The sequence below is a fragment of the Streptomyces sp. AC555_RSS877 genome (assembly GCF_019049245.1).
In the GTDB taxonomy this organism is placed as follows: Bacteria; Actinomycetota; Actinomycetes; order Streptomycetales; family Streptomycetaceae; genus Streptomyces.
On sequence record NZ_JAGMUK010000216.1, the window covers coordinates 156,726 to 181,282 of the forward strand.

23 protein-coding genes and 1 tRNA gene are annotated in these 24,557 nt (G+C 70.8%); 15 read left to right on the plus strand and 9 right to left on the minus strand.

The annotated features are described in order from the left end of the window. The 3 genes from KUM49_RS43195 to KUM49_RS43205 all read right to left on the minus strand — a co-directional run. Positions 1-852: cellulose-binding protein (locus KUM49_RS43195; RefSeq protein WP_217242417.1), on the minus strand; the 852-nt coding region annotated here is incomplete at its 3' end. Between the two features lie 261 nt (positions 853-1,113). Beyond that, positions 1,114-3,951: an SUKH-4 family immunity protein gene (locus KUM49_RS43200; protein WP_217242418.1), complete on the minus strand. Its 2,838-nt coding sequence runs from the start codon at positions 3,949-3,951 to the stop codon at positions 1,114-1,116. Between the two features lie 8 nt (positions 3,952-3,959). Beyond that, complete coding sequence (locus tag KUM49_RS43205; protein ID WP_217242419.1) at positions 3,960-4,949, minus strand: SMI1/KNR4 family protein; 990 nt, start codon at positions 4,947-4,949, stop codon at positions 3,960-3,962. 297 nt (positions 4,950-5,246) lie between these two features. On the opposite strand from KUM49_RS43205, the gene KUM49_RS43210 reads away from it, so the two are divergent. Further along, complete coding sequence (locus KUM49_RS43210; protein WP_217242420.1) at positions 5,247-5,843, plus strand: YwqJ-related putative deaminase; 597 nt, start codon at positions 5,247-5,249, stop codon at positions 5,841-5,843. A gap of 214 nt (positions 5,844-6,057) precedes the next feature. Continuing rightward, positions 6,058-6,552, plus strand: coding sequence for an SUKH-3 domain-containing protein (locus KUM49_RS43215; protein ID WP_217242421.1), 495 nt, complete (start codon positions 6,058-6,060; stop codon positions 6,550-6,552). Between the two features lie 18 nt (positions 6,553-6,570). Here KUM49_RS43215 and KUM49_RS43220 read toward each other — a convergent pair whose 3' ends face one another. Then, positions 6,571-7,881 (minus strand): sensor histidine kinase, encoded by a 1,311-nt coding sequence (locus KUM49_RS43220; RefSeq protein ID WP_217242422.1) that lies wholly within the window; start codon positions 7,879-7,881, stop codon positions 6,571-6,573. Positions 7,882-8,049: 168 nt separating this feature from the next. On the opposite strand from KUM49_RS43220, the gene KUM49_RS43225 reads away from it, so the two are divergent. The 8 genes from KUM49_RS43225 (at position 8,050) to KUM49_RS43260 (ending at position 14,588) form a co-directional block, all read left to right on the plus strand. Further along, a complete protein-coding gene (locus KUM49_RS43225; protein ID WP_217242423.1) occupies positions 8,050-8,931 on the plus strand; it encodes a hypothetical protein in 882 nt (293 codons plus the stop codon). An 8-nt stretch (positions 8,932-8,939) separates the two neighbouring features. Further along, a tRNA-Gln gene (locus KUM49_RS43230) sits at positions 8,940-9,011 on the plus strand. Between the two features lie 114 nt (positions 9,012-9,125). Further along, a complete protein-coding gene (gene glmU, locus KUM49_RS43235) occupies positions 9,126-10,574 on the plus strand; it encodes a bifunctional UDP-N-acetylglucosamine diphosphorylase/glucosamine-1-phosphate N-acetyltransferase GlmU (RefSeq protein WP_217242424.1) in 1,449 nt (482 codons plus the stop codon). A 136-nt stretch (positions 10,575-10,710) separates the two neighbouring features. Further along, the gene (locus tag KUM49_RS43240) at positions 10,711-11,691 is read left to right on the plus strand and encodes a ribose-phosphate diphosphokinase (protein WP_217242425.1); all 981 of its coding nucleotides are present in this window, start codon (positions 10,711-10,713) and stop codon (positions 11,689-11,691) included. Positions 11,692-11,903: 212 nt separating this feature from the next. Then, on the plus strand, positions 11,904-12,488 hold the full coding sequence (locus tag KUM49_RS43245) for a 50S ribosomal protein L25/general stress protein Ctc (protein WP_217242426.1): 585 nt from the start codon (positions 11,904-11,906) through the stop codon (positions 12,486-12,488). A 70-nt stretch (positions 12,489-12,558) separates the two neighbouring features. Beyond that, positions 12,559-13,161 (plus strand): aminoacyl-tRNA hydrolase, encoded by a 603-nt coding sequence (gene pth, locus KUM49_RS43250; RefSeq protein ID WP_217242427.1) that lies wholly within the window; start codon positions 12,559-12,561, stop codon positions 13,159-13,161. A 104-nt stretch (positions 13,162-13,265) separates the two neighbouring features. Beyond that, the gene (locus KUM49_RS43255; protein ID WP_217242428.1) at positions 13,266-13,769 is read left to right on the plus strand and encodes a hypothetical protein; all 504 of its coding nucleotides are present in this window, start codon (positions 13,266-13,268) and stop codon (positions 13,767-13,769) included. A gap of 138 nt (positions 13,770-13,907) precedes the next feature. After that, positions 13,908-14,588: an LPXTG cell wall anchor domain-containing protein gene (locus tag KUM49_RS43260; RefSeq protein WP_217242429.1), complete on the plus strand. Its 681-nt coding sequence runs from the start codon at positions 13,908-13,910 to the stop codon at positions 14,586-14,588. A 70-nt stretch (positions 14,589-14,658) separates the two neighbouring features. Here KUM49_RS43260 and ppc read toward each other — a convergent pair whose 3' ends face one another. After that, a complete protein-coding gene (ppc, locus tag KUM49_RS43265) occupies positions 14,659-17,400 on the minus strand; it encodes a phosphoenolpyruvate carboxylase (RefSeq protein WP_217242430.1) in 2,742 nt (913 codons plus the stop codon). 291 nt (positions 17,401-17,691) lie between these two features. Here ppc and KUM49_RS43270 point away from each other — a divergent pair, with 291 nt between their 5' ends. From KUM49_RS43270 to KUM49_RS43280, 3 genes are all read left to right on the plus strand, one after another. Next, positions 17,692-18,702 carry a fatty acid desaturase gene (locus tag KUM49_RS43270; RefSeq protein ID WP_217242431.1) on the plus strand — a complete coding sequence of 337 codons (1,011 nt, stop codon included), beginning with the start codon at positions 17,692-17,694 and terminating at the stop codon, positions 18,700-18,702. After that, entirely contained in the window at positions 18,699-19,376 is a 678-nt protein-coding gene (locus KUM49_RS43275; RefSeq protein WP_124003795.1) for a TetR/AcrR family transcriptional regulator, read from the plus strand. The genes KUM49_RS43270 and KUM49_RS43275 overlap by 4 nt, the downstream gene beginning before the upstream one ends. An 85-nt stretch (positions 19,377-19,461) precedes the next feature. Continuing rightward, positions 19,462-20,064 (plus strand): Uma2 family endonuclease, encoded by a 603-nt coding sequence (locus KUM49_RS43280; protein WP_217242532.1) that lies wholly within the window; start codon positions 19,462-19,464, stop codon positions 20,062-20,064. Here the strand turns inward: KUM49_RS43280 and KUM49_RS43285 are convergent. Further along, positions 20,051-20,419: a VOC family protein gene (locus KUM49_RS43285; protein ID WP_217242432.1), complete on the minus strand. Its 369-nt coding sequence runs from the start codon at positions 20,417-20,419 to the stop codon at positions 20,051-20,053. The two genes, KUM49_RS43280 and KUM49_RS43285, sit on opposite strands and share 14 nt — an antisense overlap. Then, positions 20,419-21,237 (minus strand): trans-aconitate 2-methyltransferase, encoded by an 819-nt coding sequence (locus tag KUM49_RS43290; protein ID WP_217242433.1) that lies wholly within the window; start codon positions 21,235-21,237, stop codon positions 20,419-20,421. Before KUM49_RS43290 ends, KUM49_RS43285 begins: the two co-directional genes overlap by 1 nt. Positions 21,238-21,355: 118 nt before the next feature. Between KUM49_RS43290 and KUM49_RS43295 the strand changes: the two genes are divergently transcribed. Continuing rightward, positions 21,356-21,853: a MarR family winged helix-turn-helix transcriptional regulator gene (locus KUM49_RS43295; RefSeq protein WP_217242434.1), complete on the plus strand. Its 498-nt coding sequence runs from the start codon at positions 21,356-21,358 to the stop codon at positions 21,851-21,853. 58 nt (positions 21,854-21,911) lie between these two features. On the opposite strand, the gene KUM49_RS43300 is transcribed toward KUM49_RS43295, so the two are convergent. Continuing rightward, positions 21,912-22,685 (minus strand): response regulator transcription factor, encoded by a 774-nt coding sequence (locus KUM49_RS43300; protein ID WP_217242435.1) that lies wholly within the window; start codon positions 22,683-22,685, stop codon positions 21,912-21,914. Positions 22,686-22,944: 259 nt separating this feature from the next. Between KUM49_RS43300 and KUM49_RS43305 the strand changes: the two genes are divergently transcribed. Then, the gene (locus KUM49_RS43305; RefSeq protein ID WP_217242436.1) at positions 22,945-23,400 is read left to right on the plus strand and encodes an N-acetyltransferase; all 456 of its coding nucleotides are present in this window, start codon (positions 22,945-22,947) and stop codon (positions 23,398-23,400) included. Here the strand turns inward: KUM49_RS43305 and galK are convergent. Then, on the minus strand, positions 23,393-24,556 hold the full coding sequence (gene galK / locus KUM49_RS43310; RefSeq protein WP_217242437.1) for a galactokinase: 1,164 nt from the start codon (positions 24,554-24,556) through the stop codon (positions 23,393-23,395). The genes KUM49_RS43305 and galK overlap by 8 nt on opposite strands. Position 24,557 lies beyond the last annotated feature (1 nt).

The window sequence follows — 24,557 nt, forward strand, 5'->3', positions numbered from 1 at the left end:
TACGTGATCCATCTGCGCCCGCACGTCGTCCCACCGTTCGCCGTGCTCCCGCAGCACCCGCTCCGTCTCCCTGGCGATCCGCTCCGCCCGCGCCCGTGCCTCCGCGACCACCTCGGCCGCCCGCGTCTGCGCCTCCTCCTGCCGCTGCCGCGCCGACGCCTCCCCGTCGGCGAACGCCTGCTTCGCCTCCGACAGGACGGCCTCGGCCCGCGCCACCCGCTCGGCGGTGCGCGCGTCCAGCGCGGCCGCCCGCTCCTCCGCCTCCCGCTCGGCCTCCGCCCAACGCCCGGCAAGCTCCTTGGCCTGCTCGTCGAGCATCGCGGTGGTGCGCTGCCGTACCTCGCGCAACGCCGCAAGGGCCTCCCCGCGGCCCTCCTTCACCTCGCGCCGGGCACCGACGCGGATGTCGTCGGCCTCGGCGCGCGCCGCGAGCAGGCGCTGCCGGGCGCGTTCGTCGGCCTCGGAGCGTACGGCGTCGGCGTGCGCCTGCGCGGCCTCGCGCACGGCGTCCGCGTGCTCCCGCGCCTCCGTCACAAGGCGCTGCGCCTCCTGCCGCGCGCCCTCCCGTACGGCGTCGGCCTCCTCCTGCCCGAGCTCGAAGAGCCGCCGCGCACGCTCCCCGAGCGCCTCGTACGTCTGCGGAGCCAGCTCCGCCACGGTCTCCCGCAGCAGCGCCGCCTCCGTCTCCATCTCCCTGGCGAGGACGGTGAGACGGGCGGCGCGCTCCCAGGCGGCGTCGCGGTCCCGGGAGAGGGCGCCGGCGTACGCGTCGACCTGTTCGGGACGGTAGCCGCGCCCCCGAACAGCCATGACAGCCATGAATCCATGTGGCGCGACCGAAGCGCTGCTCATCCTGGAACCCCTCTCCGCCGAACGGACCCGAACCGACACGAACGGATGCGACATGATGATTTCGCGGCCATCTTGATATATCGGACGGAAGTGTTCATAACGCGACACTCCGCGCGAGTGTCACGTTCCCAGGCCCCCAGTCCTCCCCGCTCCGTCCTCCCCGCTCCCCGGTCAGCCGGCACACGCGTAAGGGCCGGGCCCGATCACACGACCGGGTCCGGCCCTCACCGCGCGGAGCGCGTCCCGCTCAGCCGGGGCGCCTCACAGCAGCCCGTCCCACATCTGCTCCAGCAGCACCGACCACCAGCTCTCCGGCGAACCGAGCGCCGCCGGGTCGAGCGCGGCGAGCTGGGCCTGGAAGTCGACGGTCCAGCGTCCCGCCTGCTCCTGGTTCAGCCCGAACCGGAGCCGCCACATCCGGCCGAGCAGCGCCAGACACCGCTGGAACTCGGGCAGCCCCGTGTTCACGAACTGCGGCGGTACGGGCGCACCGCCCGGCCCCGCTTCCACGGGCACCGCCACGATGTTCGCCGTGCCGTACTGCACGCAGATCGCCCGGCCGAAGTCGCTGCCCATGACGAGGTACGAGCCCGCGTCCGAGGCCGGCTGCACCCCGCGCTCGGCCGCCAGCTCCGCCAGCGTCGGCACCGGCCGCCCCGGCTGGGCCTGCGCCCAGAAGAACGGACCCATGTCCATCGGCAGCCCCGCGACCACCAGCGAGTGCGCCACGACCGACGGCACGCCCTGCCGGGACACGGCCGCCTGCTCGAACCGGAACACCCCCGGCCCGAACGCGCCCGCCACCTCCTGCGCCACACCCTCCGGCGGAATGGGCGGCGCGGGCTGCACCTGCGGCAACGGCGCCCGGATCGGGGCCGGGCGGGCAGGCCCGTCGGCGACCTGGTGCAACTCACCCTGGTGCTCTATGAGTTGCTGCATCCCCTGCTGCCGGCTCGCGTGATCCGTGCCGTACGGCGCGATGCTCGCGATCCTCGCCTGCGGCCACTGCTCCCGGATCATCCGCGCGCAGTACGCACCCGGCAGCTCACAGGACTCCAGCTCCGTGTGCAGCTCCAGCACCTGGTCCGGCGGCACGTTCATCGCTCGCAGCTCGTGGAAGATCTGCCACTCCGGATGCGGGGTCCCCGGCGCCGAACGCCGGATCAGCTGCTGCTCGGAACCGTCCTGCGCGCGGTACCGCAGTACGGCCTGATAGCCGGGCCCGACGGTCGGCTGCCCCTGCTGCTGCGGATAGCCGTACGCCGCCGGCTGCCCCGGCACGGGCTGCCCGGGCGGCGGCATCGCACCGGGCGGCGGCATGCCACCAGGCGGCCGCATCCCACCGGGCGGCGGCATGGCGCCGGGCGGCATCGGCTGCGGAGCGCCGGGAGCTGCGCCGGGCGCGCCGGGGGCCGGCGGAGGCGGCGGCGGAGGCGCGCCGGGTCCGCCCACCGGAGGCCCGGCCAACATGGTCTCCGCGTGGTGCACGGCGCCTCGCGCACCCCCGGAAGAGCCCTGCGCACCGGGTGCACCGGGGGCGCCAGGCGGCTGAGGCCCGCGAGGCATGCCCGGCGCACCAGGGGGCTGAGGCGCACCAGGAGTACCGGGCGCCCCAGGAGCTCCCGGCGGCTGCGGCCCAGGCCCGCCAGGGCCCGTCCGCCCCGGATCGGCAAACATCGTGGCGGCATGGTGGACCTCGCCCGGAGGCGTACCGCCGGGCGGGGTCGGAGCACCGGGCGGAACCGGCGGACCGGGCGGATTCGGCGCCCCCGGAGCCTGCGGAGCTCCCGGCCCGCCGGCAGGTCCCTGAGGACCGTCGGGGCCAAGCGCCGACACCATCTGCGTCGGCACGTACCCGCCCGCCGGCGCACCCGGCGCACCGGGCCCGGTCGGCGCGGGCGGACCACCCGGACGCGCGCCCGGCGTCCCCGGGGCACCCGGCGGAGGCGGCGGGTTGGCCCCGGCGCGGCGCGGCGGAGGCGCCGCCTTGCTCGTCGCGGCGTCGGCGATGTCCCCGGCGTTCGGCGCGAGCGACCGCCCGCCCGGAACACCGGCCCCGGCGGCCGGAGGCTGAGCAGTCCCGGCGCCACCCCCGGTCCCCTGCGGATAGCCGTACGACGACGGCGCACCCGGCGCAGACGGAGGCGTCGCACCGGGAGGCACACCCGGCCCACCCCCAGCCTGCGGATAGCCGTACGACGACGGCGCGGGCGGCGGAGGCGAATGCGGCGCCCCCGAAGGCACACCCGGCACGCCCCCAGCCTGCGGATACCCGTACGACGACCGCGCACCCGGACCGGTCGGCCCACCCGGAGCCCCGGCCCCCGGGGGGCCGCCCTGCGCACCCGGCGCGTTCGGATCGTCGACCGCCGGCGCGAACGCCGTCGGCGGAAGCCCGCTGCCGCCCGAGATCAGCGCCGTCTTGGCGTCCGGCGACGCGTCCTCGTCGTCGGCACCACTCAGCGGCGGCGCGAACACGGTCGCGGGCAACGGCACCGAACGGTCCTCACCGCCATCCCCGTTGGTGTCGGTCCCGGCCCAGGGCGTCGCCCCGGCGGGCACGACACCGGAAGGTCCGGCCTGCGTCCGAGGAAGCGCGTCACCGCCCCGGGACGCACCGCCGGCACCAGCCCCCGCGGAAGCGGCGGCCGGACCGGAAGCGGCGGCCGCACCGGAACCGGAACCCCCGGCACCGCCGGAAGCCGCAGCACTCCGCCGGTCCGGAATCCCCAACTTGTCCGCCGCCTCCTGCAACCACTCCGGCGGAGTCAGCAAGAACGACGTCTGATTCAGGTCGACCCGGGCCGCGGGAGCCGGCACCGCGTCGGCGACGGCATCCGCACGGCCGTACTCCTCCTCGTACCGGCGGATCACCTCGCCCACCGCCAGCGAGGGCCACAACGTGGCCTCCCCACTGTCCCGGGCGATGACCAGCCGCTGAGCGCCGCCGTCCGAACGCGGCCCGTCCGCACGGTCCTCGGCCCACACCACGAACCCGAGGTCGAACTCCCGTACCCGCACCTCACGATGCTGGTACGGCGGCACATCCCCGTTGATCCACTCTTCGGCGCGCTCCTGCGCCTGCGCAAACGTCACCATCGTCCAGCTCACTCCCCCACCGACGAGACGGGAACAGACCGCGCGAACCCGCCGTCCACCATCAGGTTCGCCACCGTCTCCAACTCCGGCGGATTGCCCGCCAGCCGCGACAAGAACGCGTCGAAGTCGTCACCGCACGGCAGCAGCAACCGCTCCACCCGCTGCGCCGGCGGCAACGAAGGATCCACGTCCCGGGCGTCGTCGTAGGCGCAGAACCACACCGAACCGGCCCGCTCGCCCTTCACCTTCACCGCCAGCAAGCCGCCCTGCACGAAACCGACCGCCAGATAGTCCTTGGTCAGATGGTCACGCAGGCACTTGTTGACGTACACGAGGTCGTTGACCGCCGCCTCGTCCCGCACCGTGAAGAACGGCTGGTCGATCAGCAGACCCAACTCGGCGTCCAGCGCCGCGCCCACCGGCGCACACCCGCCCGCCGCCTTCAAAAACGACCGGTACGCGCCCGGCAGCCGGTACCCGAGGTCCTCCTCGACGCCCAGCACCTGCGACTCCGTCACCGCCACACCCGACTTCGGCAGCCCGAAGTGCGCGGGACGCGTCTCCTGAAGCGGCCGCGTACCCCTCTTGTTCTGGTCCACCGCCGCCGTCGCGATACCGCCGTGATGCCGCAACAACGCCTTCACGTCAACCGGCACCAGCTCCAGCCGCCGCGAGGTCGCCGCGTGATGCCACGTCCAGCCGTGCGGCGTCGCCACCGCGGGCACCGTGTCCCACAACTCGTGCCCCGTGGCCGCCAGGGCCGCGTTCGCCGACACGTAGTCCGTCAGCCGCAACTCGTCGACCCCGAAACCCTCCGGCGGATCGGCGATCTCCGCGACCGCACGCGCGTAGGGCGAGAAGTCGGGGTAGCCGTGCTCGTCCACCCGTACCCCTCTCGGGTGACGGGCCGCCCGGACCGGATCCGGGAAATGCACGACCTGCCCGGCGTAGGCCGCGTTCGGCGGCGCGGCTTGCTGCCCGAGCCGACCTGTCGTCATGGCGGTTGCCCCCTGCGGCACTCTGGTACGACCCGTAACGACCACCATCGGCCACTACGCCCCGTAACGACTGTCTCGTCCGTCTCCACGCGTCGACCGCGCGGATCGCGGTGCCGACAGCCTATGCGGTACGACAAGACCGGTCACCGGGCACCGGTCAGCACCCCTCCGCTTCCGTGACCAGCCGTCACCCCGCCGTGACAGCCCGCCCAAACCCGGGCGTGTCGCACCGCCCCAGCTTCCGCAGCAGCCACGGCATTTGGCACTCTGTGTCGTCCGGGGGATGCTCGTGAGGGGATGACGATCATGAACGCGACACAGACGGGACCACACCCAGGACCGCGACCAGGCACGTCCGGCGACCCCCGGACCGTCCGGCACACAGGTCCGCACACAGGCCCGCACAACGGCACGTCCGGCGATCCCCGCATCGGCTGGAGCAGCACCGACACCCCACACGCCCCCACCCTGCGCCACCGCCGCGACGGCATACTCCCCACCGTCGCCGCCGCACTCTCCGTACGCGGCGCCACCCTCACCGGCACCGCCGCCCGCGGCGACCAGCCCCCCGCCCTGCACCCCCTGGTCCAGGACTTCCTCGACAGCCTCCCCAGCGACCGGCGCGACCGCTTCACCGGCCGCTGCGCCGAAACCATGCTGATCTCCCGCCACATCACCGCCATCGACGCCGCCCGCAGCAAACGCGCGGCCCGCAGACCGATGACCAACGGCGAGGCCCGCAGAGCCCTCAAACAGGCCAAACTCACCGCCAGACACATCCGCGAGGACGGCGACCCCCTGCACGGCAGCTTCGCCGCCCCCTGCCGCGCCTGCGCCGCCCTCAGCGCCCACTTCGGCGTCCGCGTCGTCGACTCCACGACGACCGGCGACTGAGTCGATCAGGCACACCCCCACGTACAACACCGGGACGTCAACCACCGGAAGCACACCACCCGGACGCACACCACCCGATGGGACACCACGGGGCGTACAAGACAGAACGCACCCCAACAGAACGCACATCATCGACAAGGCACCGGTCACGACCACCCCACGCCACGTCACCCCGACAACCGCGACCTCGACGATCTCGACGAACCAAGGGAAGATGCACCCCGACCGCACCTCCACCACACGCTTCCCCGTACCCGTCGACGCCGCCCTGCGCGCCGCCGGCTGGCAACCCGGACGCTGGGACATAAAGCAGGCCGAAATCTGGGCCGACGCCCTGCGGGAACACGCCTCACCCGCCGGACACCGCCACGCCGTGTTCCCCGCCGCCGTCGAAGCATGGGCCGAATTCGGCGGCCTCCACCTCACACCCACCGGCCCCGGCCGCCAGATCGCCCCCGCCGAACTGCACCTCGACCCCCTGCACGGCCTCCACATGGCCCGCACCCTCGCCGACCTGGGCCGCGCCCTCGACACCGAGGTCTGCCCCCTCGGCGCAGAAACCGACACCCAGGCCCTCCTCGCCATCGACACCGAAGGCCGCGTCTACGCCCTCGACCACACCGGCGACTGGTACCTCGCCCCCGACCTCGACCAGGCCCTCGCCACCCTCGTCTCCGGCATCGAACCGACCCGCCTCACAGCAGGCTGAGACACCCGACCAACCGCACTACGAGGCCGGAATCACCGCCGACACCCGGAAACCCCCCGCATCCGTCGGCCCCGACACGAACACACCACCCAACGCCACGACCCGCTCCCGCATCCCCACCAACCCGTTACCCCCGGACGGCAACCGCGCCGACGACGCCGACATCAGCTCCGGCGGCGGCTCGTTCTCCACCTGCATCGCGATCTCCGACACCCGATGCGCGAGCCGCACGTGCGTCTTCGCCCCCGCCGCATGCTTGTGGACGTTCGTCAACGCCTCCTGCACCACCCGGAACGCCGTCCGCTCGATCCTCGCCGCATACGACCGCGTCTCCCCCTCCACCGACAGATCGACCACCATCCCCGCCGCGGCCGACTGCCCCACCAGCACATCCAGATCCGACAGACACGGCCCGTCCGCCACACCCTCGTCGTCCACCACCCGAGACGCCGCCGCGGCCGCCGCCACCCCCACAGCCACCAACGGCACACTGTCCCGCCGCACGGCCGCCCCACCCGTACGCAACACCCCGAGCATCTCCCGCAACTCCGTCAACGCCTGCCGCCCCATGTCCCCCACCAGCGCGGCATTCCTCACCGCCTTCTCGGGATCCTTACGGGCAACGGCCTGAAGCGCCGCGGCATGCACCACCATCAGACTCACCCGATGCGCCACCACATCGTGCATCTCACGGGCGATCCGCGTCCGCTCCTCGTTGCGAGCCCACTCCGCCCGCTCCTCGGCCCGCTCCGCAAGCAACTGAAGCTCCCGCTCCAGACTGTCCGCCCGCTCCCGCAAGCTCTCCATCAACCGCCGCCGCGCCCCCACATACAGCCCGAGAAGCAACGGCGGCGCGGTCAGGCCGATCGAGGTCGCGAGCGAGGCGAAGGGGACGAACCAGTCCCCCATCGTCCAGTCACCCTGCGCCACCCCCTGCCGCACCCGCACGAACGTCACGATCAACGTCCCCACCAGCTGCATCCCCGCCAGGGAACCGATGATCCGCCGCGGCAGCTCGGACGCCGCCAGCGTGTACAGACCCACGATGCCCATCAGGAAGCCCATCCAGGCAGGCGTGATCGCGATCGCCACCAGCACGACGGCGATCGGCCACTTGCGGCGCAGCACCAGCACCGACCCGGCCAGGACGCCGAACACCACCCCCGCGGCGTCCGGAATCCCCGCGTCCCGCGCGAACGGAACCCCCTCCACTCCACACTCCACCGCGGACGCCACGGCCAGACCCACGTCCAGCACCGCACTGCGCCACCTGGCCCACCACCACGGCCCTCCCAAGGCCGTGGCATGTTCTTCCCCCGTCGTGGTCATGCCTCCCAGCCTACGGGCGCCGGGCGCCCCTTTTCCGGTGAGTTTCCGCGACTGGCCTACACCACAGTCCGTGATCGAACGGCAACGAAACCGACCGATATCCCTCGAACTGCTGAATCGCTCACCGTTCGACTCCGGAAGATCGGATTCCGCCCGGACGGTATGCCCATGGCACATTCAGCGAGCAAGTACATGGACTTCGAGGCCTTGCGGGAGCAGGCGGTGACGCTGCGGCGGGCAGGACTCAGCCGACGCCAGATCCGCGACCACCTGCACGTCGACAACAACGACATCCTCAACCGCCTCCTGGAGGGCGAGCCGCCTCCGGAATGGACGAAGCGCCCGAACGCGAAGGACGACCTGCGGGACAAGGCGAGGGAACTCCGGCTCCAGGGCTGGACGTACGACCAGATCCAGGTGGAGTTGGGGTGCTCCAAGAGTTCGATCTCGCTGTGGGTACGGGATCTGCCGAAGCCGGAGCGACGCGATCCGACGGAGCAGGCGAAGCTGGCGGGACGGAAGCGTTGGGAGCACGAGCTGGCGGTGCGGGACGAGCAGCGGCAGCGGACCAAGATGACTGCCTCACAAGAGATCGGTGCACTGTCCCACCGCGATCTGTTCCTCGCCGGTGTCGCGCTCTACTGGGCGGAGGGCTCGAAGGACAAGCCGTACGACCGCCGCGAAAAGGTGATCTTCGTCAACAGCGACCCCGGCGTCATCAAGATCTACGGGGCTTGGCTGAACCTGCTTGGCGTGGCGCCGGGGCGGATTCAGTACCGCGTGATGATCCACATGACTGCTGACATCGAGGCGGCCAAGCGCTATTGGGCCGACCTGGTCGGCGTGGACGTCTCGACCTTCCAGAAGACGACGATCAAGAAGCACAACCCGAAGACCGTGCGAAAGAACGTGGGCGAGGGCTATCGGGGTTGCTTGGTCGTCAGCGTCTCTCAGAGCGCAGATCTGTACCGCCGCATCGAAGGCTGGTGGTCCGGGATGGTGGACTCCGCCGGGCGGGATCATGCCCTTCCGTCCTCCGGTAAGGTTTGAGGCAGCAATCCGCCGTGGGGTAGCGGCATCCCGCAGGCCTTTGGAGCCTTGAGACGCTGGTTCGAATCCAGCCGGCGGAGCTGCTGAACCGGGCCCTGACAGCACTGTCAGGGCCCACTCTCATGTCCCCCACGAAACGCCCCGGTATCCTGCGGATGTCCACCCCTCCCCCTCCACAGCCGAAGGGCAACCCCGTGAGCGCCATTCGCCCGGCAGCCGTCGTCGTTCTCGCAGCGGGTGAGGGCACCCGTATGAAGTCGGCCACACCCAAGGTTCTGCACGATATCTGTGGCCGGTCCCTCGTGGGCCACGTGCTCGCCGCTGCGCGTGAGTTGCAGCCGGAGAACCTGGTCGTGGTCGTGGGCCACGCCCGTGAGAAGGTCACCGCGCATCTGACGGAGACCGACGCCGAGGTGCGCACGGCGGTGCAGGCGCAGCAGAACGGTACGGGGCATGCCGTGCGGATGGCGTTGGAGGAACTGGGCGGTCCGGTGGAGGGGACCGTGGTCGTCGTGTGCGGGGACACTCCTTTGCTCACCGGTGCGACTTTGCGGCAGCTCGCCGCCACTCATTCCGCCGACGGCAACGCGGTGACCGTGCTGACGGCCGAGGTGCCGGACGCGACCGGTTACGGCCGGATCGTGCGTGAAGACGTCTCCGGGGCCGTCACGGCGATCGTCGAGCACAAGGACGCTTCCGATGCGCAGCGGGCGATCCGGGAGATCAATTCCGGGGTGTTCGCCTTCGACGGGCAGCTTCTCGCGGACGCGCTGGGGAAGGTCCGTACGGACAACTCGCAGGGTGAGGAGTATCTGACCGACGTTCTCGGGATTCTGCGTGAGGCGGGGCATCGTGTGGGTGCCTCGGTCGCCGGTGATCATCGGGAGATCGCCGGGATCAACAACCGGGTGCAGTTGTCGGAGGCGCGGCGGATTCTCAACGACCGGCTGCTGACGGGCGCGATGCTGGCCGGCGTGAGCGTCGTCGATCCGGCCACGACCTGGGTGGATGTCACGGTCACCTTCGAGCAGGACGCGGTCGTGCATCCGGGGACGCAGCTGCAGGGCTCGACGCATCTGGGTGAGGGTGCCGAGGTGGGGCCCAACAGCCGTCTGAGGGACACGCGGGTGGGTGCGGGGGCTCGGGTGGACAACACGGTGGCGGACGGGGCGGAGGTCGGTCCGCGGGCGACTGTGGGGCCGTACGCCTATCTGCGGCCGGGTACGCGTCTGGGTGCCGGGTCGAAGGTCGGTACGTATGTGGAGACGAAGAATGCCTCCATCGGGGAGGGGACGAAGGTCCCGCATCTCTCGTATGTCGGTGACGCGACGATCGGGGACCACACCAACATCGGTGCGGCGAGCGTGTTCGTGAACTATGACGGGCAGGACAAGCACCACACGACGGTGGGGTCGCACTGCCGTACCGGTTCGGACAACATGTTTGTGGCGCCTGTCACGGTCGGGGACGGTGCGTACACCGCCGCGGGGTCCGTGATCACGAAGGACGTGCCGCCCGGTTCGCTGGCCGTGGCCCGCGGTCAGCAGCGGAATATCGAGGGTTGGGTGGCCCGTAAGCGTCCGGGGAGCGCGGCTGCGAAGGCGGCTGAGGCGGCTGCCCGGCAGGGTGAGAGCGAAGGCTGACCGGAAACGGGTGCGTCGGACACGGCGTACCGTGATAGGTGCATACCCGCACGCCCCACCAGCTGAGACGGCCTCTCGCAGCCAGCGGAGAAGGTCTATCGGTACCCAGTTGAAACACCTCTGAGGAGACAGTGCTGTGACCGGGATCAAGACGACCGGCGAGAAGAAGATGATGTTCTTCTCCGGCCGCGCCCACCCCGAGCTTGCCGAGGAGGTCGCCCAGCAGCTGGGTGTCGGGGTTGTCCCGACGAAGGCCTTCGACTTCGCGAACGGCGAGATCTATGTGCGCTATCAGGAGTCGGCTCGCGGTGCGGACTGCTTTCTGATCCAGAGCCACACGGCTCCGATCAACAAGTGGATCATGGAGCAGTTGATCATGATCGACGCGCTGAAGCGGGCGTCGGCCCGCTCCATCACCGTCATCGTGCCGTTCTACGGTTACGCGCGGCAGGACAAGAAGCACCGTGGGCGTGAACCGATCTCGGCGCGTCTGATCGCGGACATGATGAAGACGGCCGGTGCTCACCGCATCCTGACCGTGGATCTGCACACGGATCAGATCCAGGGCTTCTTCGACGGGCCGGTGGATCATCTGTTCGCCCTGCCGCTCCTCGCGGACTATGTGGGCAAGAAGGTCGACAAGGGCAAGCTGACGGTCGTGTCTCCGGACGCGGGCCGGGTGCGGGTCGCCGACCGCTGGTGTGACCGGCTGGGCGCTCCGCTGGCCATCGTGCACAAGCGGCGCGACAAGGACGTGGCGAACCAGGTGACCGTCCACGAGGTGGTGGGTGAGGTCAAGGGCCGGGTGTGTGTGCTGGTCGACGACATGATCGACACCGGTGGCACGATCTGCGCGGCCGCGGACGCGCTGTTCGCGCACGGTGCGGAGGATGTCATCGTGACGGCGACGCACGGTGTGCTGTCGGGTCCGGCGGCGGACCGGTTGAAGAACTCGCGGGTGAGCGAGTTCATCTTCACGGACACGCTGCCGACGCCGGGTGAGCTGGGTGCGGACCTGGACAAGATCAAGGTGCTGTCGATCGCGCCGACGATCGCGAGTGCGGTCCGTGAGGTGTTCGAGGACGGTTCGGTGACGAGCCTGTTCGACGAGCAGTAAGGGTTCCTCGGGCTCGTTCCCGGTACCTGGTTGAAGATCCTTTTGGGTGCGGCCTCCCTCTCTGAGTAGACTGCTGAAGTTGCTCGGCGAGGGAGGCCGTTCTCCGTTTTCTACGACGGTGGATCGGCTGTCCGTTATCGACGCGCTCTTCGTAGCAGGCCGATTGTTTGGCCGGGTGACCACCTTCCCCGACTGTTCTACGAGGAGTGACCATGGCTGACGTCAAGCTCGCCGCCGAGACCCGTACCGAGTTCGGCAAGGGTGCGGCCCGCCGTATCCGCCGTGACAACAAGGTTCCCGCCGTTGTCTACGGTCACGGTTCCGAGCCGGCTCACATCACGCTGCCGGGCCACGAGCTGCAGCTCGCCCTGCGCACCCCGAACGTCCTGCTCACGCTGGACATCGAGGGCAAGACCCAGCTGGCGATCCCGAAGGCCGTGCAGCGCGACGCGATCAAGGGCTTCCTCGAGCACGTCGACCTGCTTCTGGTGACGCGTGGCGAGAAGGTCAACGTCGAGGTCTACGTCCACACCGAGGGTGAGCTCGCGCCGGGCGCCTACCTGCTCGAGCACGTGCTGAGCACGCTGAACGTCGAGGCCGAGGCCACGCACATCCCGGAGTCGGTCACCGTCTCCATCGCGGGCCTGGAGGCCGGCGACTCCATCCTCGCCAAGGACATCCCGCTGCCCGAGGGCACCACGCTGGTGACCGACGAGGACGCGGTCGTCCTCCAGATCCTGGCCGCCCAGGCCGAGGAGGCCCCGGCGGAGGGCGAGGCCGAGGCCACCGAGGCCTGATCCTCCCCGGAATACCGGCTGCCGGCCGCCGCTCCCCTCGGGGGCGGCGGTCGGCGCGTATCAAGGAGACGTGTACGTGACGACCGATGCAGGCGCCCCTTGGCTGATCGTCGGGCTGGGTAATCCCGGGCCCGAGTACGCCGCCAACCGGCACAACGTCGGCTTCATGGTCGCCGATCTGCTCGCGGAGCGGATCGGGGGCCGGTTCAAGCGGGCTGGGAAGGCGCAGGCGCAGGTCGTGGAGGGGCGGATCGGGCCGCCCGGGCCGGCGAACCGGCGGGTGGTGCTGGCCAAGCCGATGTCGTTCATGAACCTGTCGGGTGGGCCGGTGAACGCGCTCAGGGACTTCTACAAGGTGCCGGTGGCGAACATCGTGGCCGTCCATGACGAGCTGGACATCGACTACGGGGTGCTGAGGCTGAAGCTCGGTGGCGGGGACAACGGGCACAACGGTCTGAAGTCGATGACGAAGGTGATGGGTGCGGACTATCACCGGGTGCGGTTCGGGATCGGGCGGCCTCCGGGGCGTATGCCGGTCGCGGATTTCGTGCTGAAGGACTTCTCGTCGGCGGAGCGCAAGGAGCTGGGCTACTTCGTGGACCGGGCGGCGGACGCGGTGGAGTGTCTGGTGATCGACGGGCTGGAGCGGGCGCAGGGGACGTACAACTCCTGAGGTGAGCAGCGGGCCTGGGGAAGGGCTGGGGAAAGGTACGTACAACTGGCGACTTTTCCGCCCCCGACGCCCGCCGAAGTTGACCGGCCGCAGTGCCATGGCCAATGATCCCCGCCATGCCTGCCACTGCCACCACCTCCCGCCAGGCCTCCGTGACCGCGCTGCGGTGGGGGCGGCTCGTGGCGATGGGTACGGTCGCGGCGCTGATCCTGATCGCCGGTGTGTGGGCGTCCTGGGGGACGGCCCAGCACGTGATGCTCACCAAGGGGCGGGAGCGCGGCACGGTCGAGGTGACGCGGTGCGGCGAGGACACCTGTACGGGGCCGTACACGCCGGCGTCGGTGGGGTCGGCCGCCCGTGGGAGCGTGGTCATCGAGCACACGGTCGCCGTGCGCAAGGGACGGACGTACACCGTGGTGGTGAAGCCCGGCAGCGACGACGTGGTGCGCTCCGGTCCCTCCGGGATCCTCTACTCGTGGGTGCCGATGGGTGGCGCGCTGCTGCTCGCCTCGGTCGTGGTGGCGGGCGGGCTGCGGCGGACGCGCATCGCGTGGGTGATGGCGGGGTCGGGGATCGCGCTGCTGACGGCCGCGTTCGTGACGGTCTAAGGGGTTTCGCCGTTCTCAGGTCGTGTGGAGGAACTGAGTGTTGCCTGTTCGTGATTGACCTGGTCACGGCAGGGGCTGGAAGCTGAGCCGCCCCCTCCACATCTTCCCGTTCACATCTCGAAGATGGACTACTGCCCCATGCGTATCCTCCCTCGCGCCGGCGTCCTGTCCGCCGTCGTCGCGGCGGCCTTCCTGGCCGCTCCCCTCGCACACGCCACCCCTTCCGGCGACAACGGCACCGTGAAGATCCACGACGCCACCACCGGCGAGGAGCTCCGCAAGAACGAGCCTCACGTCTGCACCTTCTATCTCGACGCCTTCGGCTTCGACGCCGTCCAGGAGGTCGACTGGCACATCGAGGCGTGGGCCCCGACGGCCGACGTCAAGGGCGAGACGGTGAAGTCCGGCGAGATCACCCTGGACGCCGACGGCCACGGCCGTACGGACGACCTGTCCCTGCCCGACGGTCACTACAAGCTGTTCTGGAACTTCGAGGGCGAGAACGGCGCCGCCAAGCACAAGGTGTTCTGGACGGACTGCGAGGACGAGGGGGACGGCGGCGGCGGTTCGACGCCGTCCGGGTCTGCCTCGCCGAGCTCGTCGGCGGGTGGGTCGGCCGACCCGTCCGCGTCGCCGAGTCCGGGCTCTTCCTCCGGTGAGTCGGCGGGTCCGTCGGCCTCCTCCTCCCCGTCCGGCCAGGGCACCGGCGGCGACCTCGCCGAGACCGGCTCCGGCGCCCCGGTCGGCCTGCTGTCCGGCCTCGCGGCCGCGCTGGTCGCGGGGGGCGGTTACCTGGTGTTCCGTCGCCGTAAGGCCTGATCGCACATAGGAAGGTGCCCCCGGGCCTCGGGTACGAGGCGCGGGGGCACCTTTGTGTCCGGGAGGGCCGTCAGCCGGTGTTGCGCAGGCCCGCCGCCACGCCGTTGACCGTCAGCAGCAGCGCCCGGGACAGCAGCGGGTCGGGCTGCTCGCCCGCGGCTGCCGCGTCGCGCTGACGCTTGAGGAGGGTGACCTGGAGGTAGGAGATCGGGTCCAGGTAGGCGTCGCGGATGCTGAAGGTCTGCTTCAGCACGGGTGTGGCGTCGAGCAGTTCCTTCTCCCCCGTCACCTTGAGGACTTCGCGCACGGTGAGTTCGTGTTCGGCCCTGATGGTGTCGAAGACGTGCTTGAGCTCGTCGGGGACGAGGGTGTCGACGTAGTGCTGGGCGATCCGCAGGTCCGTCTTGGCGAGGGTCATCTCGACGTTGGAGACGAAGTTGCGGAAGAAGTGCCACTGCTCGTGCATCTCGTCGAGCACTGTGTCGAGGCCAGCCTCGCGCAGCGCCTTCAGGCCCGAGCCGACGCCGAACCAGCCGGGCACGATCTGGCGGGACTGGGTCCAGCCGAACACCCACGGGATGGCCCGCAGTCCGTCGAGGGAGACGCCCGAGCCGGGGCGGCGGGAGGGCCGCGAGCCGAGGTGCAGGTCGGCGAGCTGGTCCACCGGCGTCGACGCGAGGAAGTACGTCGGCAGGTCCGGGTCCTCGACGAGCCTGCGGTACGCGGCGTGCGCGGCATCGGAGACGACGTCCATCGCCGCGTCCCAGCGGGCCAGCGCCTCGTCGGACTGGCGGGGCGCGGTGTGCAGGGCGGAGGCCTGGAGGGTGGCCGCGACGGTCAGCTCCAGGTTCTCCCTCGCGAGGGACGGCACGAGGTACTTGTCGGAGATGACCTCGCCCTGCTCGGTCACCTTGATCTCGCCCTCCAGGGTGCCCCAGGGCTGGGCGAGGATCGCGTCGTGCGAGGGGCCGCCACCGCGGCCGACGGTGCCGCCGCGGCCGTGGAAGAGGCGCAGGCGCACGCCGTACCGGTGCGCCACGTCACGCAGGCGACGCTGGGCGCGGTGGATCTCCCACTGCGAGGTCGTGATGCCGCCGAACTTCGAGGAGTCGGAGTAGCCGAGCATGACCTCCTGGACGTCGCCCCGCAGCGCGACCAGGCGCCGGTAGGACGGGTCGGAGAGCATGTCCTCGAGGATCGTGTCGGCGGCCTTGAGCTCGTCGGTGGTCTCCAGCAGCGGCACGATGCCGATCTTCGCCCAGCCGGCGTGCAGGTCGAGCAGGCCGGCCTCGCGGGCCAGCACCGCCGCCGCGAAGACGTCGTCGGCGCCCTGGGTCATCGAGATGATGTACGACTCGATGACCTCGGGTCCGAAGACCTCCAGGGCCCGCTTCACGGTCTGGAAGACACCGAGGGTCTTCTCGCCGGCCGCGTCCACGGGCGCCGGGGTGGGCCCGAGCGGACGGCGGGAGCGCAGCTCCTTGGCGAGCAGCTTGGCCCGGTACTCGCGGGGCATGTCGGCGTACCGCCAGGACTCCTCGCCGAGCCGGTCGAAGAGCTGGCCGAGGGCGTGGTGGTGGGCGTCCGCGTGTTCGCGTACGTCCATGGTGGCGAGCTGGAGGCCGAACGCGCCGAGGGTGCGGATCGTACGGTCCATGCGGCCGTCGGCGAAGAGGCCGCCGCGGTGTTCCCTGAGGGAGCTCTGGATCAGGGTGAGGTCGTGCAGCAGCTCGGCGGTGCCGAGGTAGTCGCGGCCCTCCTCGTGCGGGATGCCCTTGGCCAGGCGGGTCTTGGTGTTCTCCAGCTTCTGCCGGATGCAGGTGGCCTTGAGGCGGTAGGGCTCCTCGGCGTTGAGGCGCTTGTAGCGGGGGCTGATCTCCGGGAGGCGTTCCAGGTCGGTGCCGAGGGAGTCGAGGAGTTCGTCGGTGGCGCCGGTGTAGCGGATGGAGTTGGAGAGGAAGCCGCGGAGCTCGTCGATCATGTCCAGGGCGTCGTTGATGCCGTGCTCGTGCTGGAGGATCAGGACGTCCCAGGTGACCTGCGGCGTGACGTTCGGGTTGCCGTCGCGGTCACCGCCGATCCAGGTGCCGAAGGTGAGGGGCCGGGTGTTGTCGGGGAGCTTGACGCCGACCCGCTCCAGCTCGGCCGTCAGGTCCTCCAGGACGTCACCGACCGCGCCGGCGTGCAGCTCGTCCAGGTAGTAGATGGCGTTGCGGGCCTCGTCGGCGGGCTCCGGGCGTACGACGCGCAGCTCGTCGGTCTGCCACACCAGGTCGATGTTCTCGGCCAGGCGGGTGTCGTAGCGGCGGCGGTCGGCCTCGATGACCGGGGTCTCCAGGAGCGCGGCGATGCGCCGCAGCTTGTTGAGGACGGAGCGGCGGGCGGCCTCGGTGGGGTGGGCGGTGAACACCGGGCGGACGTTCAGGTTGGCGACCGACTGGCGCAGGTGCTCGGGGTCGGCGTCCTTGAGGCGGTCGGCCGTTCGGGCCAGGAGGCTGCCCTCGGCGGCGCGCTTGGCGCGCAGTTCCCGGCCGCGGTGGACCTGCTCGGTGACGTTGGCCAGGTGGAAGTAGGTGGAGAAGGCGCGGACCAGCTTGGCCGCGGTCTGCAGTTCGGTGCCACGCAGCAGCTCGGCGGCGGCTTCGCCGTCCTCACGGGTGAGGCGGCGGACCTTCTCCACCAGTTCGAGCAGCTCGGGACCCTCCTGTCGGACAAGGGTCTCGCCGAGGAGGTCACCCAGTCGCCTGATGTCGGCGCGCAGCTCGCTGCTGGTCGACGTGGTGCTCGTGGTCAGGTCGTCGGCACTGCTCACAGGTGCGGCTCCTTGCAGTGTTGAAGCTCGTGCGAGAGGGGAACCCGGATGGCGGTCAGGCGGCTGCTGCCGCATACGGGCCGGACCATCCGGGAAGAACATCAGAGCGGACCGCGCTGTCCGACCGACCCAAGGATAGGTGTCCATGCGGAGGCGCAGAATGTCGGGCTCTTGCCGTAGGGCGACCCGCTGCCATACTTACGATGCCGTAGGTTACGGAACCGTAGGAAGCACCGCACGGTTCTCGCTGCCCGGCACCAGCCTCAGTTCAAGACCCCACAGGGGACACGCATGACCTCAAGCTCCGACGTGATCGAAGGCTCTTCGAAGCCGGCCGACGAGACGTCCGCGCCCTCCGCCACCCTGGGTGGCGAGCAGAAGCGCTCGATCGAGCAGATCACCTTGCTGCTCTTCATCACCGTCCCGTTCCTCGCACTGCTGGCAGCCGTGCCCCTGGCCTGGGGCTGGGGCGTGAGCTGGCTGGACCTCGGCCTTCTGGTCTTCTTCTACTACCTGGGGTGCCACGGCATCACCATCGGTTTCCACCGCTACTTCACCCACGGTTCCTTCAAGGCGAAGAGGCCCTTGCGTATCGCGCTGGCGATCATGGGCTCGATGGCCGTCGAGGGGCCGTTGGTGCGTTGGGTGGCCGACCACCGCAAGCACCACAAGTTCTCCGACGCCGAGGGCGACCCGCATTCGCCGTGGCGCTTCGGGGAGACGCTCCCGGCGCTGATGAAGGGCCTGTGGTGGGCGCACATCGGCTGGATGTTCGACGAGGAGCAGACGCCGCAGGACAAGTACGCCCCGGACCTGATCAAGGACAAGGCGATCCGGACGATCTCGCGTCACTTCATCTACTGGACGATGCTGTCGCTGGCCCTGCCCGCGGTGATCGGCGGTCTGGTGACGATGTCCTGGTGGGGCGCGTTCACCGGCTTCTTCTGGGGTTCGCTGGTCCGGGTGGCCCTGCTGCACCACGTCACCTGGTCGATCAACTCGATCTGTCACGCGGTGGGCAAGCGGCCGTTCAAGTCGCGTGACCGCTCGGGCAACGTGTGGTGGCTGGCGGTCCTGTCGTGCGGTGAGTCCTGGCACAACCTGCACCACGCCGACCCGACCTCGGCACGGCACGGGGTGGAGCGGGGCCAGCTGGACTCCTCGGCGCGGTTCATCCGCTGGTTCGAGATGCTCGGCTGGGCCTATGACGTGCGCTGGCCGTCACGCTCGCGTATCGATTCCCGCCGGAACACGGGTGAGGACGGTTCCCGACGCGAGAGGGAGACGGCTGAGGCGGCATGATTGACGCCGTGGCGACCGACTCCAGCAGCACCCCGAGCAATGAGAAGCCGCGGCGTGCGCGTCGCACCCGGATGACCGGTGCGGAGCGTCGCCAGCAGCTGCTGGAGATCGGTCGCACCCTCTTCGCCGCGAAGGGTTTCGAGGGCACGTCGGTGGAGGAGATCGCGGCGAAGGCCGGGGTGTCCAAGCCGGTGGTGTACGAGCACTTCGGCGGCAAGGAGGGGCTGTACGCGGTGGTGGTCGACCGTGAGATGCGGCGCCTGCTGGACATGGTGACGAGCTCGTTGACGGCCGGTCATCCGCGTGAGCTGTGCGAGCAGGCGGCTTTCGCGCTGCTGGACTACATCGAGGAGTACACGGACGGTTTCCGGATCCTGGTCCGTGACTCCCCCATCCCCCAGTCGACGGGTTCCTTCGCGTCCCTGATCTCGGACATCGCCACCCAGGTGGAGGACATCCTCGGCCGCGAGTTCAAGAACCGCGGCTTCGACTCCAAGCTGGCTCCGCTGTACGCGCAGGCGCTGGTCGGGATGGTCGCGCTGACCGGCCAGTGGTGGCTGGACGTCCGCCGCCCGAAGAAGGCGGAGGTCGCCGCCCATCTGGTGAACCTGGCGTGGCACGGGCTGGACGGGCTGGAGGCGAAGCCGCATTTGATAGGGCGCCGGAAGAGCTGACGCGGTCACTCTTTGTGATGACGCCTGCTGATTCCGCCCGTTACCGTGGTGCCGCAGGCCGAGAATCCCGTCCATGGGAGGAACCATGACCGCCGAGCCGACCGCCAAGCACGGCTGCCGCTGGCCGGTGCCGCCGCAGGACGGGTACACCGTGGACGACCTGTTCACGCTGCCTGACCTCCCGGCGCACACCGAGCTGATCGACGGGAGCCTTGTCTTCGTGACTCCGCAGCGGGTTTTCCACAGCCGCATGATCGACCTCCTGGTGACCGGGCTGCGGGGCGCGGCTCCGGGGCAGGTGAAGGTCCTTCGCGAGGTGACCGTTGCCCTGGACCGGCGCAACGGCCCCGAGCCCGACGTTTCCGTCGTCCGCGCCGAGGCCGTCACCGGCCTGGAGCAGACCCGGTTCGAGGCCGCCGACGTGCTGCTCGCCGTCGAGGTCGTCTCCCCCGACTCCGAGGCCCGCGACCGGGACACCAAACCCCGCAAGTACGCCGCCGCCGGCATTCCCCACTTCTGGCTGGTCGAGACGGCCGGAGAGAGCCGACACCCCGTGGTGCGCGTCTACGAGCTCGACCCCCTGTCGAAGACCTACGCGCTGACCGGCATCCACCACGACCGGCTCAAGCTCGGCGTCCCCTACGACCTCGACCTCGAGATCACGCTGGACGCCCTCAAGGAGCTGTGACCGGTTCCAGGAACTCCAGCCGGTTGCCGACGGGGTCCTCGGCGTGGAAGCGCCGGTGACCCGGCAGGTCGTCGTCCCAGATGACCGTCGCGCCCCGCGTCTCCAGCCGCACCGCGAACGCCCCGATGTCCGTCACCCGCAGCCCTGGATGGGCCTTCTTCGCGGGCCGGAAGTCGGTCTCGATCCCCAGGTGCAGCTGCACGCCGCCCGCCTGGAACCAGCACCCGCCGCGCGCCGCGAGCACCGAGGGCTTGGGGATCTCCGTCATCCCGAGGACATCGACGTAGTACGCCCGCAGCCGCTCCTCGGAGCCGGGCGGGGCGGCGAGCTGTACGTGGTCCACTGCGGTGATCATCACGCCTCCTTGCGGGCGACCGCGAAGATGCGGCGGAAGGGGAAGGGCGTGCCGTGCGTGCCGGCCGGATAGGCCTCGCGCAGGGCCGCCCGGTAGTCGGCGACGTACTGCTCCCGTGCCGCCCGGTCGTCGTCGAGCGCTGCCAGGACGGGGCGCAGGCCGGTGCCCTTCACCCAGTCGAGGACCGGGTCCTCGCCCTCCAGGAGATGGACGTACGTCGTCTCCCAGACGTCGGCCGTGCAGCCGAGGTCGGTCAGCTTCTCCAGGTAGGCCTCGGGTGCGAGGACGGCGTCGTCGTGGCGCAGGGTGTCGGCGAGGCGGTGCTCCCAGCGGGCGGAGTGGGCGAGTTCGCGCATCAGCCGGTGGCTGGGGGCGTCGAAGTTGCCGGGGACCTGGAAGGCGAACGTGCCGCCCGCCTTCAGGCCCGCCACCCACTCCGGGAACCGTTCCACGTGCCCCGGCACCCACTGGAGGGTGGCGTTGCTGACGATCAGGTCGTACGGCTCCGCAGGCGCCCAGTTCCGTGCGTCGGCGTGGGCGAAGTCGAGGCGGCCGCCGCCGGGGGTGGGCCCGGCGTGGTCCACCTGCGCCTTGTCGAGCATCGGCGGCGAGTTGTCGTACCCGGTGATGTGGGCGGCGGGCCAGCGGTCGGCGAGCAGGGTCGTGACGTTGCCGGGACCGCAGCCGAGGTCGGCGATGCGGGGCGGGTCACCGGGGAGGTCGGGGACGCGGGCGAGGAGGTCGACGAAGGGGCGGGCGCGGTGGCCGGCGTGGCGCAGGTACTGGGCGGGGTCCCAGGTGGGGGCGGCGGCGGACATGGGGGGCCTCCTCGTCGTGGCGTTCTGACGGGTTCCCAGCCTGACCCCCATTTAGCTCGCCGTCAAGAATGTTGATGTCAAGAGACTTCACATCGACACAACCACTACACTGATCGTCATGGAGGACGAGGTCGATCGGCTGGTATCAGCATGGCGCCGGGAGCGCCCGGACCTCGACGTGGAACCGCTCGAGGTACTGAGCCGGGTGAGCAGACTGGCCCGGCACCTGGACCGGGCCCGCCGGCTGGCCTTCGCCGAGCACAGCCTGGAGCCGTGGGAGTTCGACGTGCTGACGGCGCTGAGGCGAGCGGGAACGCCGTACCAGCTCTCGCCGGGGCAACTGCTGACCCAGACGCTGGTCACCTCGGGCACGATGACGAACCGCATCGACCGCCTGACCAAGAAGGGCCTGGTCGAGCGGCTGCCCGACCCCAGCGACCGGCGGGGAGTGCTGGTCCGCCTCACGGCAGAGGGCCGCGACCGCGCGGACCAGGCCCTGGCCGGACTCCTGGACCAGGAGCGGGCGATCCTCGCGGAGCTGTCCCGCGCCCAGCGAAGCGAACTGGCCGGACTGCTACGCCAGCTGACCGCCCCGTTCGACAACATCCCCGGCTGAGGGCATTCCGCGCGGATCCCGCCGGAGGCGCGGGGGTCGGCCCGCACACCGCCGTTGATCAGGCACTGCTGCTTTCCTCCGGCATGATCCGCCCGGCAGGCCCCAGGTCCACCGGACCCACCCCCGCCCGGCGCGCCAGCGCGACGGCCGCCAGCGTGGAGTGCACCCCGAGCTTGCCGAGCACGTTCTGCATGTGCGTGCGGACGGTGTGCGGGGAGAGGAACAGGCGCTCGGCGACGGCCTTGCGGCCCAGGCCCGCGACCATGCAGCGCAGCACTTCGCGCTCCCTCGGCGTGAGGGACTCCACCAGCTGTTCGCTCTCGGTGCGGTGCTTGCGCGCGGCCGTCAGCTCCCGCAGGACGCCGGTGAGCAGGGCGGGCGGCAGGTGCGTCTCCTCGCGCAGGACCCCTCGGATGACCGTCAGCAGCCGGGACAGCGAGCAGTCCTTGGCGACCCACCCGGAGGCACCGGCCTGCAGGGCGAGCGCGGCCCGCCGCGGGTCGTCCTTCTCGGCGAGCACGACGATCCGGACGGCGGGCTGCGACGAACGCACCCCGACGACCAGGGATATCCCGTCGACGAGGCCGTCCTCGCCCACCTCCTGAACCGGCGTCGCGGACCGGACGCCGGGCACGTTGCCGCCCAGGTCGGCGTCGACCAGCAGCACGTCGTAGCGGCGCCCCTCGGCGGCCGCGCGCTCCAGACTGCGCACCGCGGCGGGACCGCTGCCCGCCGCGGACACGTCCACGTCGGGCTCGGCCGCCAGCGCGGCGGCGAGTGACTCGGCGAAAATGCGATGGTCATCGACGACCAGAACTCGGATGCGAACCACGAAACCCCCTTCCCCAGGCTCCTGAAGAGCAGGGGATACCCCAAGGTCCGGAGAACGACGACATGTGCGCGGATACGACGCCCAGGGGCACCCGTCACCGCACGGCCGCCGCCGTACAGAACCGCTACCCCCACTTCGGGCGTCGTACCCGACTGTCTCGCCCCCTGAGCACACCGGCCCCCACCGGTGCTGTTCATCAGAGTACGGCCGGGGGGCGGGAGCGGAAGGCAATTTGCAGAACTGGCTGTCCGACGCGTTTATGGTGAGCCGCATGTTTCGTATGGAGACAGGAGTCGACAGACAACGGCGCGATCTTCTCCGGTTCCGGCTGCGGGAGACGAACACGGCGGCCTCCCCCGTGCTGCGCGCCCTGCGCGGCACCCCCGACGAACGCGAATCCCCGCTGCACGTCTGGATCCTGGACGACGCCGACCGGCTGGCCGGCGGCCTCGTCGGCCACACGTGGGCGACCTGGCTCCACGTGACGTACCTGTGGGTCGACGACCGCCACCGCGGCGCGGGCCTGGGCTCCACGTTGCTCGCGCAGGCGGAGCGGATGGCCCGTCGGGAACGGGGCTGTGCGGCCGTACGCCTGGAGACCTGGGACTTCCAGGCGCCGCGGTTCTACCAGAAGCAGGGGTACGAGGTGGTGTGCGTGATCCCCGACTATCCGCCGGGGATCACGGAGTACACGCTGACGAAGCGGCTCAGCTGAGCCGGCGCGCCCCCGCCGCCGGCACCGCCTCGAACACCCGCGGGGCGGTGAAGGCCGCCGCGGCGAAGGCCTCCTGGACGGCCTTGGTGATGGTGTCGACGTCGGCGGCCTCCGCGAGGACGATCGCCGAGCCGCCGAAGCCGCCGCCGGTCATCCGGGCGCCCAGCGCGCCCGCGCCCAGCGCCGTGTCCACCACCAGGTCCAGCTCCGGGCAGGAGATGCGGAAGTCGTCCCGGAGCGAGGCGTGGCCCTCCACCAGCACCGGGCCGATCGCGCGGGTGTCGCCCGACTCCAGCAGGGACACCACCCGCTCGACCCGCTGGTCCTCGGTGACGACGTGGCGGACCAGGCGGCGGACCTCCTCCTCGTCGCCGAGGCGGGCAAGGGCCGCGTCCAGTTCGTCGTACGGCACGTCCCTGAGGGCGTTCACGCCCAGCAGGTCGGCGCCCTTCTCGCAGCCGGCGCGGCGCTTGCCGTACTCGCCGTCGCTGTGGGCGTGCTTGACCTGGGTGTCGACGACCAGCAGGCGCATGCCCTCGGCGGCCAGGTCGAAGGGGATCTGCTTCTGGGAGAGGTCGCGGGTGTCGAGGAACAGGGCGTGGCCGGCCTCGCAGCAGGCGGACGCGGTCTGGTCCATGATCCCGGTGGGGGCGCCGACGTAGACGTTCTCGGCGCGCTGGCACAGGCGGGCCAGCTGCCAGCCCTTGAGGCCGAGGTCGTACAGGTCGTTCAGGGCGAGCGCCACCACGACCTCCAGCGCCGCCGACGAGGACAGGCCCGCACCGGACGGCACCGTCGACGTCAGGTGGACGTCCGCGCCGGTGATCGTGTGGCCCGCCTCGCGCAGCGCCCAGACCACGCCCGCCGGATACGCCGTCCAGCCACGGTCGGACTCCGGGGACAGGTCGTCGAGGCGCAGTTCGACGACGCCGCCGTCGACGTCCGCCGAGTGCAGGCGCAGGACGCCGTCCTCGCGCCGGGACACCGCGGCGACGGTGACGTGCGGCAGGGCGAACGGCATGACGAAGCCGTCGTTGTAGTCGGTGTGTTCGCCGATGAGGTTGACCCGGCCCGGCGCCGCCCACACCCCCTCGGGCCCGGTCCCGTACAGCTCCTCGAACCGCTCGGCGACAGCCCCTGCGACAGCCTCGCTCATG

Excerpts from the sequence above, each read along its gene's own strand:
- KUM49_RS43220 (WP_217242422.1), bottom strand. The coding sequence starts at position 7,881 with ATGACCACGACGGGGGAAGAACATGCCACGGCCTTGGGAGGGCCGTGG.
- KUM49_RS43205 (WP_217242419.1), bottom strand. The coding sequence starts at position 4,949 with ATGACGACAGGTCGGCTCGGGCAGCAAGCCGCGCCGCCGAACGCGGCC.
- KUM49_RS43305 (WP_217242436.1), top strand. The coding sequence starts at position 22,945 with ATGGTGAGCCGCATGTTTCGTATGGAGACAGGAGTCGACAGACAACGG.
- KUM49_RS43295 (WP_217242434.1), top strand. The coding sequence starts at position 21,356 with ATGGAGGACGAGGTCGATCGGCTGGTATCAGCATGGCGCCGGGAGCGC.
- KUM49_RS43210 (WP_217242420.1), top strand. The coding sequence starts at position 5,247 with ATGACGATCATGAACGCGACACAGACGGGACCACACCCAGGACCGCGA.
- KUM49_RS43270 (WP_217242431.1), top strand. The coding sequence starts at position 17,692 with ATGACCTCAAGCTCCGACGTGATCGAAGGCTCTTCGAAGCCGGCCGAC.
- KUM49_RS43255 (WP_217242428.1), top strand. The coding sequence starts at position 13,266 with ATGATCCCCGCCATGCCTGCCACTGCCACCACCTCCCGCCAGGCCTCC.
- KUM49_RS43215 (WP_217242421.1), top strand. The coding sequence starts at position 6,058 with ATGCACCCCGACCGCACCTCCACCACACGCTTCCCCGTACCCGTCGAC.
- KUM49_RS43200 (WP_217242418.1), bottom strand. The coding sequence starts at position 3,951 with ATGGTGACGTTTGCGCAGGCGCAGGAGCGCGCCGAAGAGTGGATCAAC.
- KUM49_RS43225 (WP_217242423.1), top strand. The coding sequence starts at position 8,050 with ATGGCACATTCAGCGAGCAAGTACATGGACTTCGAGGCCTTGCGGGAG.
- KUM49_RS43275 (WP_124003795.1), top strand. The coding sequence starts at position 18,699 with ATGATTGACGCCGTGGCGACCGACTCCAGCAGCACCCCGAGCAATGAG.
- galK (WP_217242437.1), bottom strand. The coding sequence starts at position 24,556 with ATGAGCGAGGCTGTCGCAGGGGCTGTCGCCGAGCGGTTCGAGGAGCTG.
- KUM49_RS43245 (WP_217242426.1), top strand. The coding sequence starts at position 11,904 with ATGGCTGACGTCAAGCTCGCCGCCGAGACCCGTACCGAGTTCGGCAAG.
- KUM49_RS43290 (WP_217242433.1), bottom strand. The coding sequence starts at position 21,237 with ATGTCCGCCGCCGCCCCCACCTGGGACCCCGCCCAGTACCTGCGCCAC.
- KUM49_RS43285 (WP_217242432.1), bottom strand. The coding sequence starts at position 20,419 with ATGATCACCGCAGTGGACCACGTACAGCTCGCCGCCCCGCCCGGCTCC.
- KUM49_RS43260 (WP_217242429.1), top strand. The coding sequence starts at position 13,908 with ATGCGTATCCTCCCTCGCGCCGGCGTCCTGTCCGCCGTCGTCGCGGCG.
- KUM49_RS43280 (WP_217242532.1), top strand. The coding sequence starts at position 19,462 with ATGACCGCCGAGCCGACCGCCAAGCACGGCTGCCGCTGGCCGGTGCCG.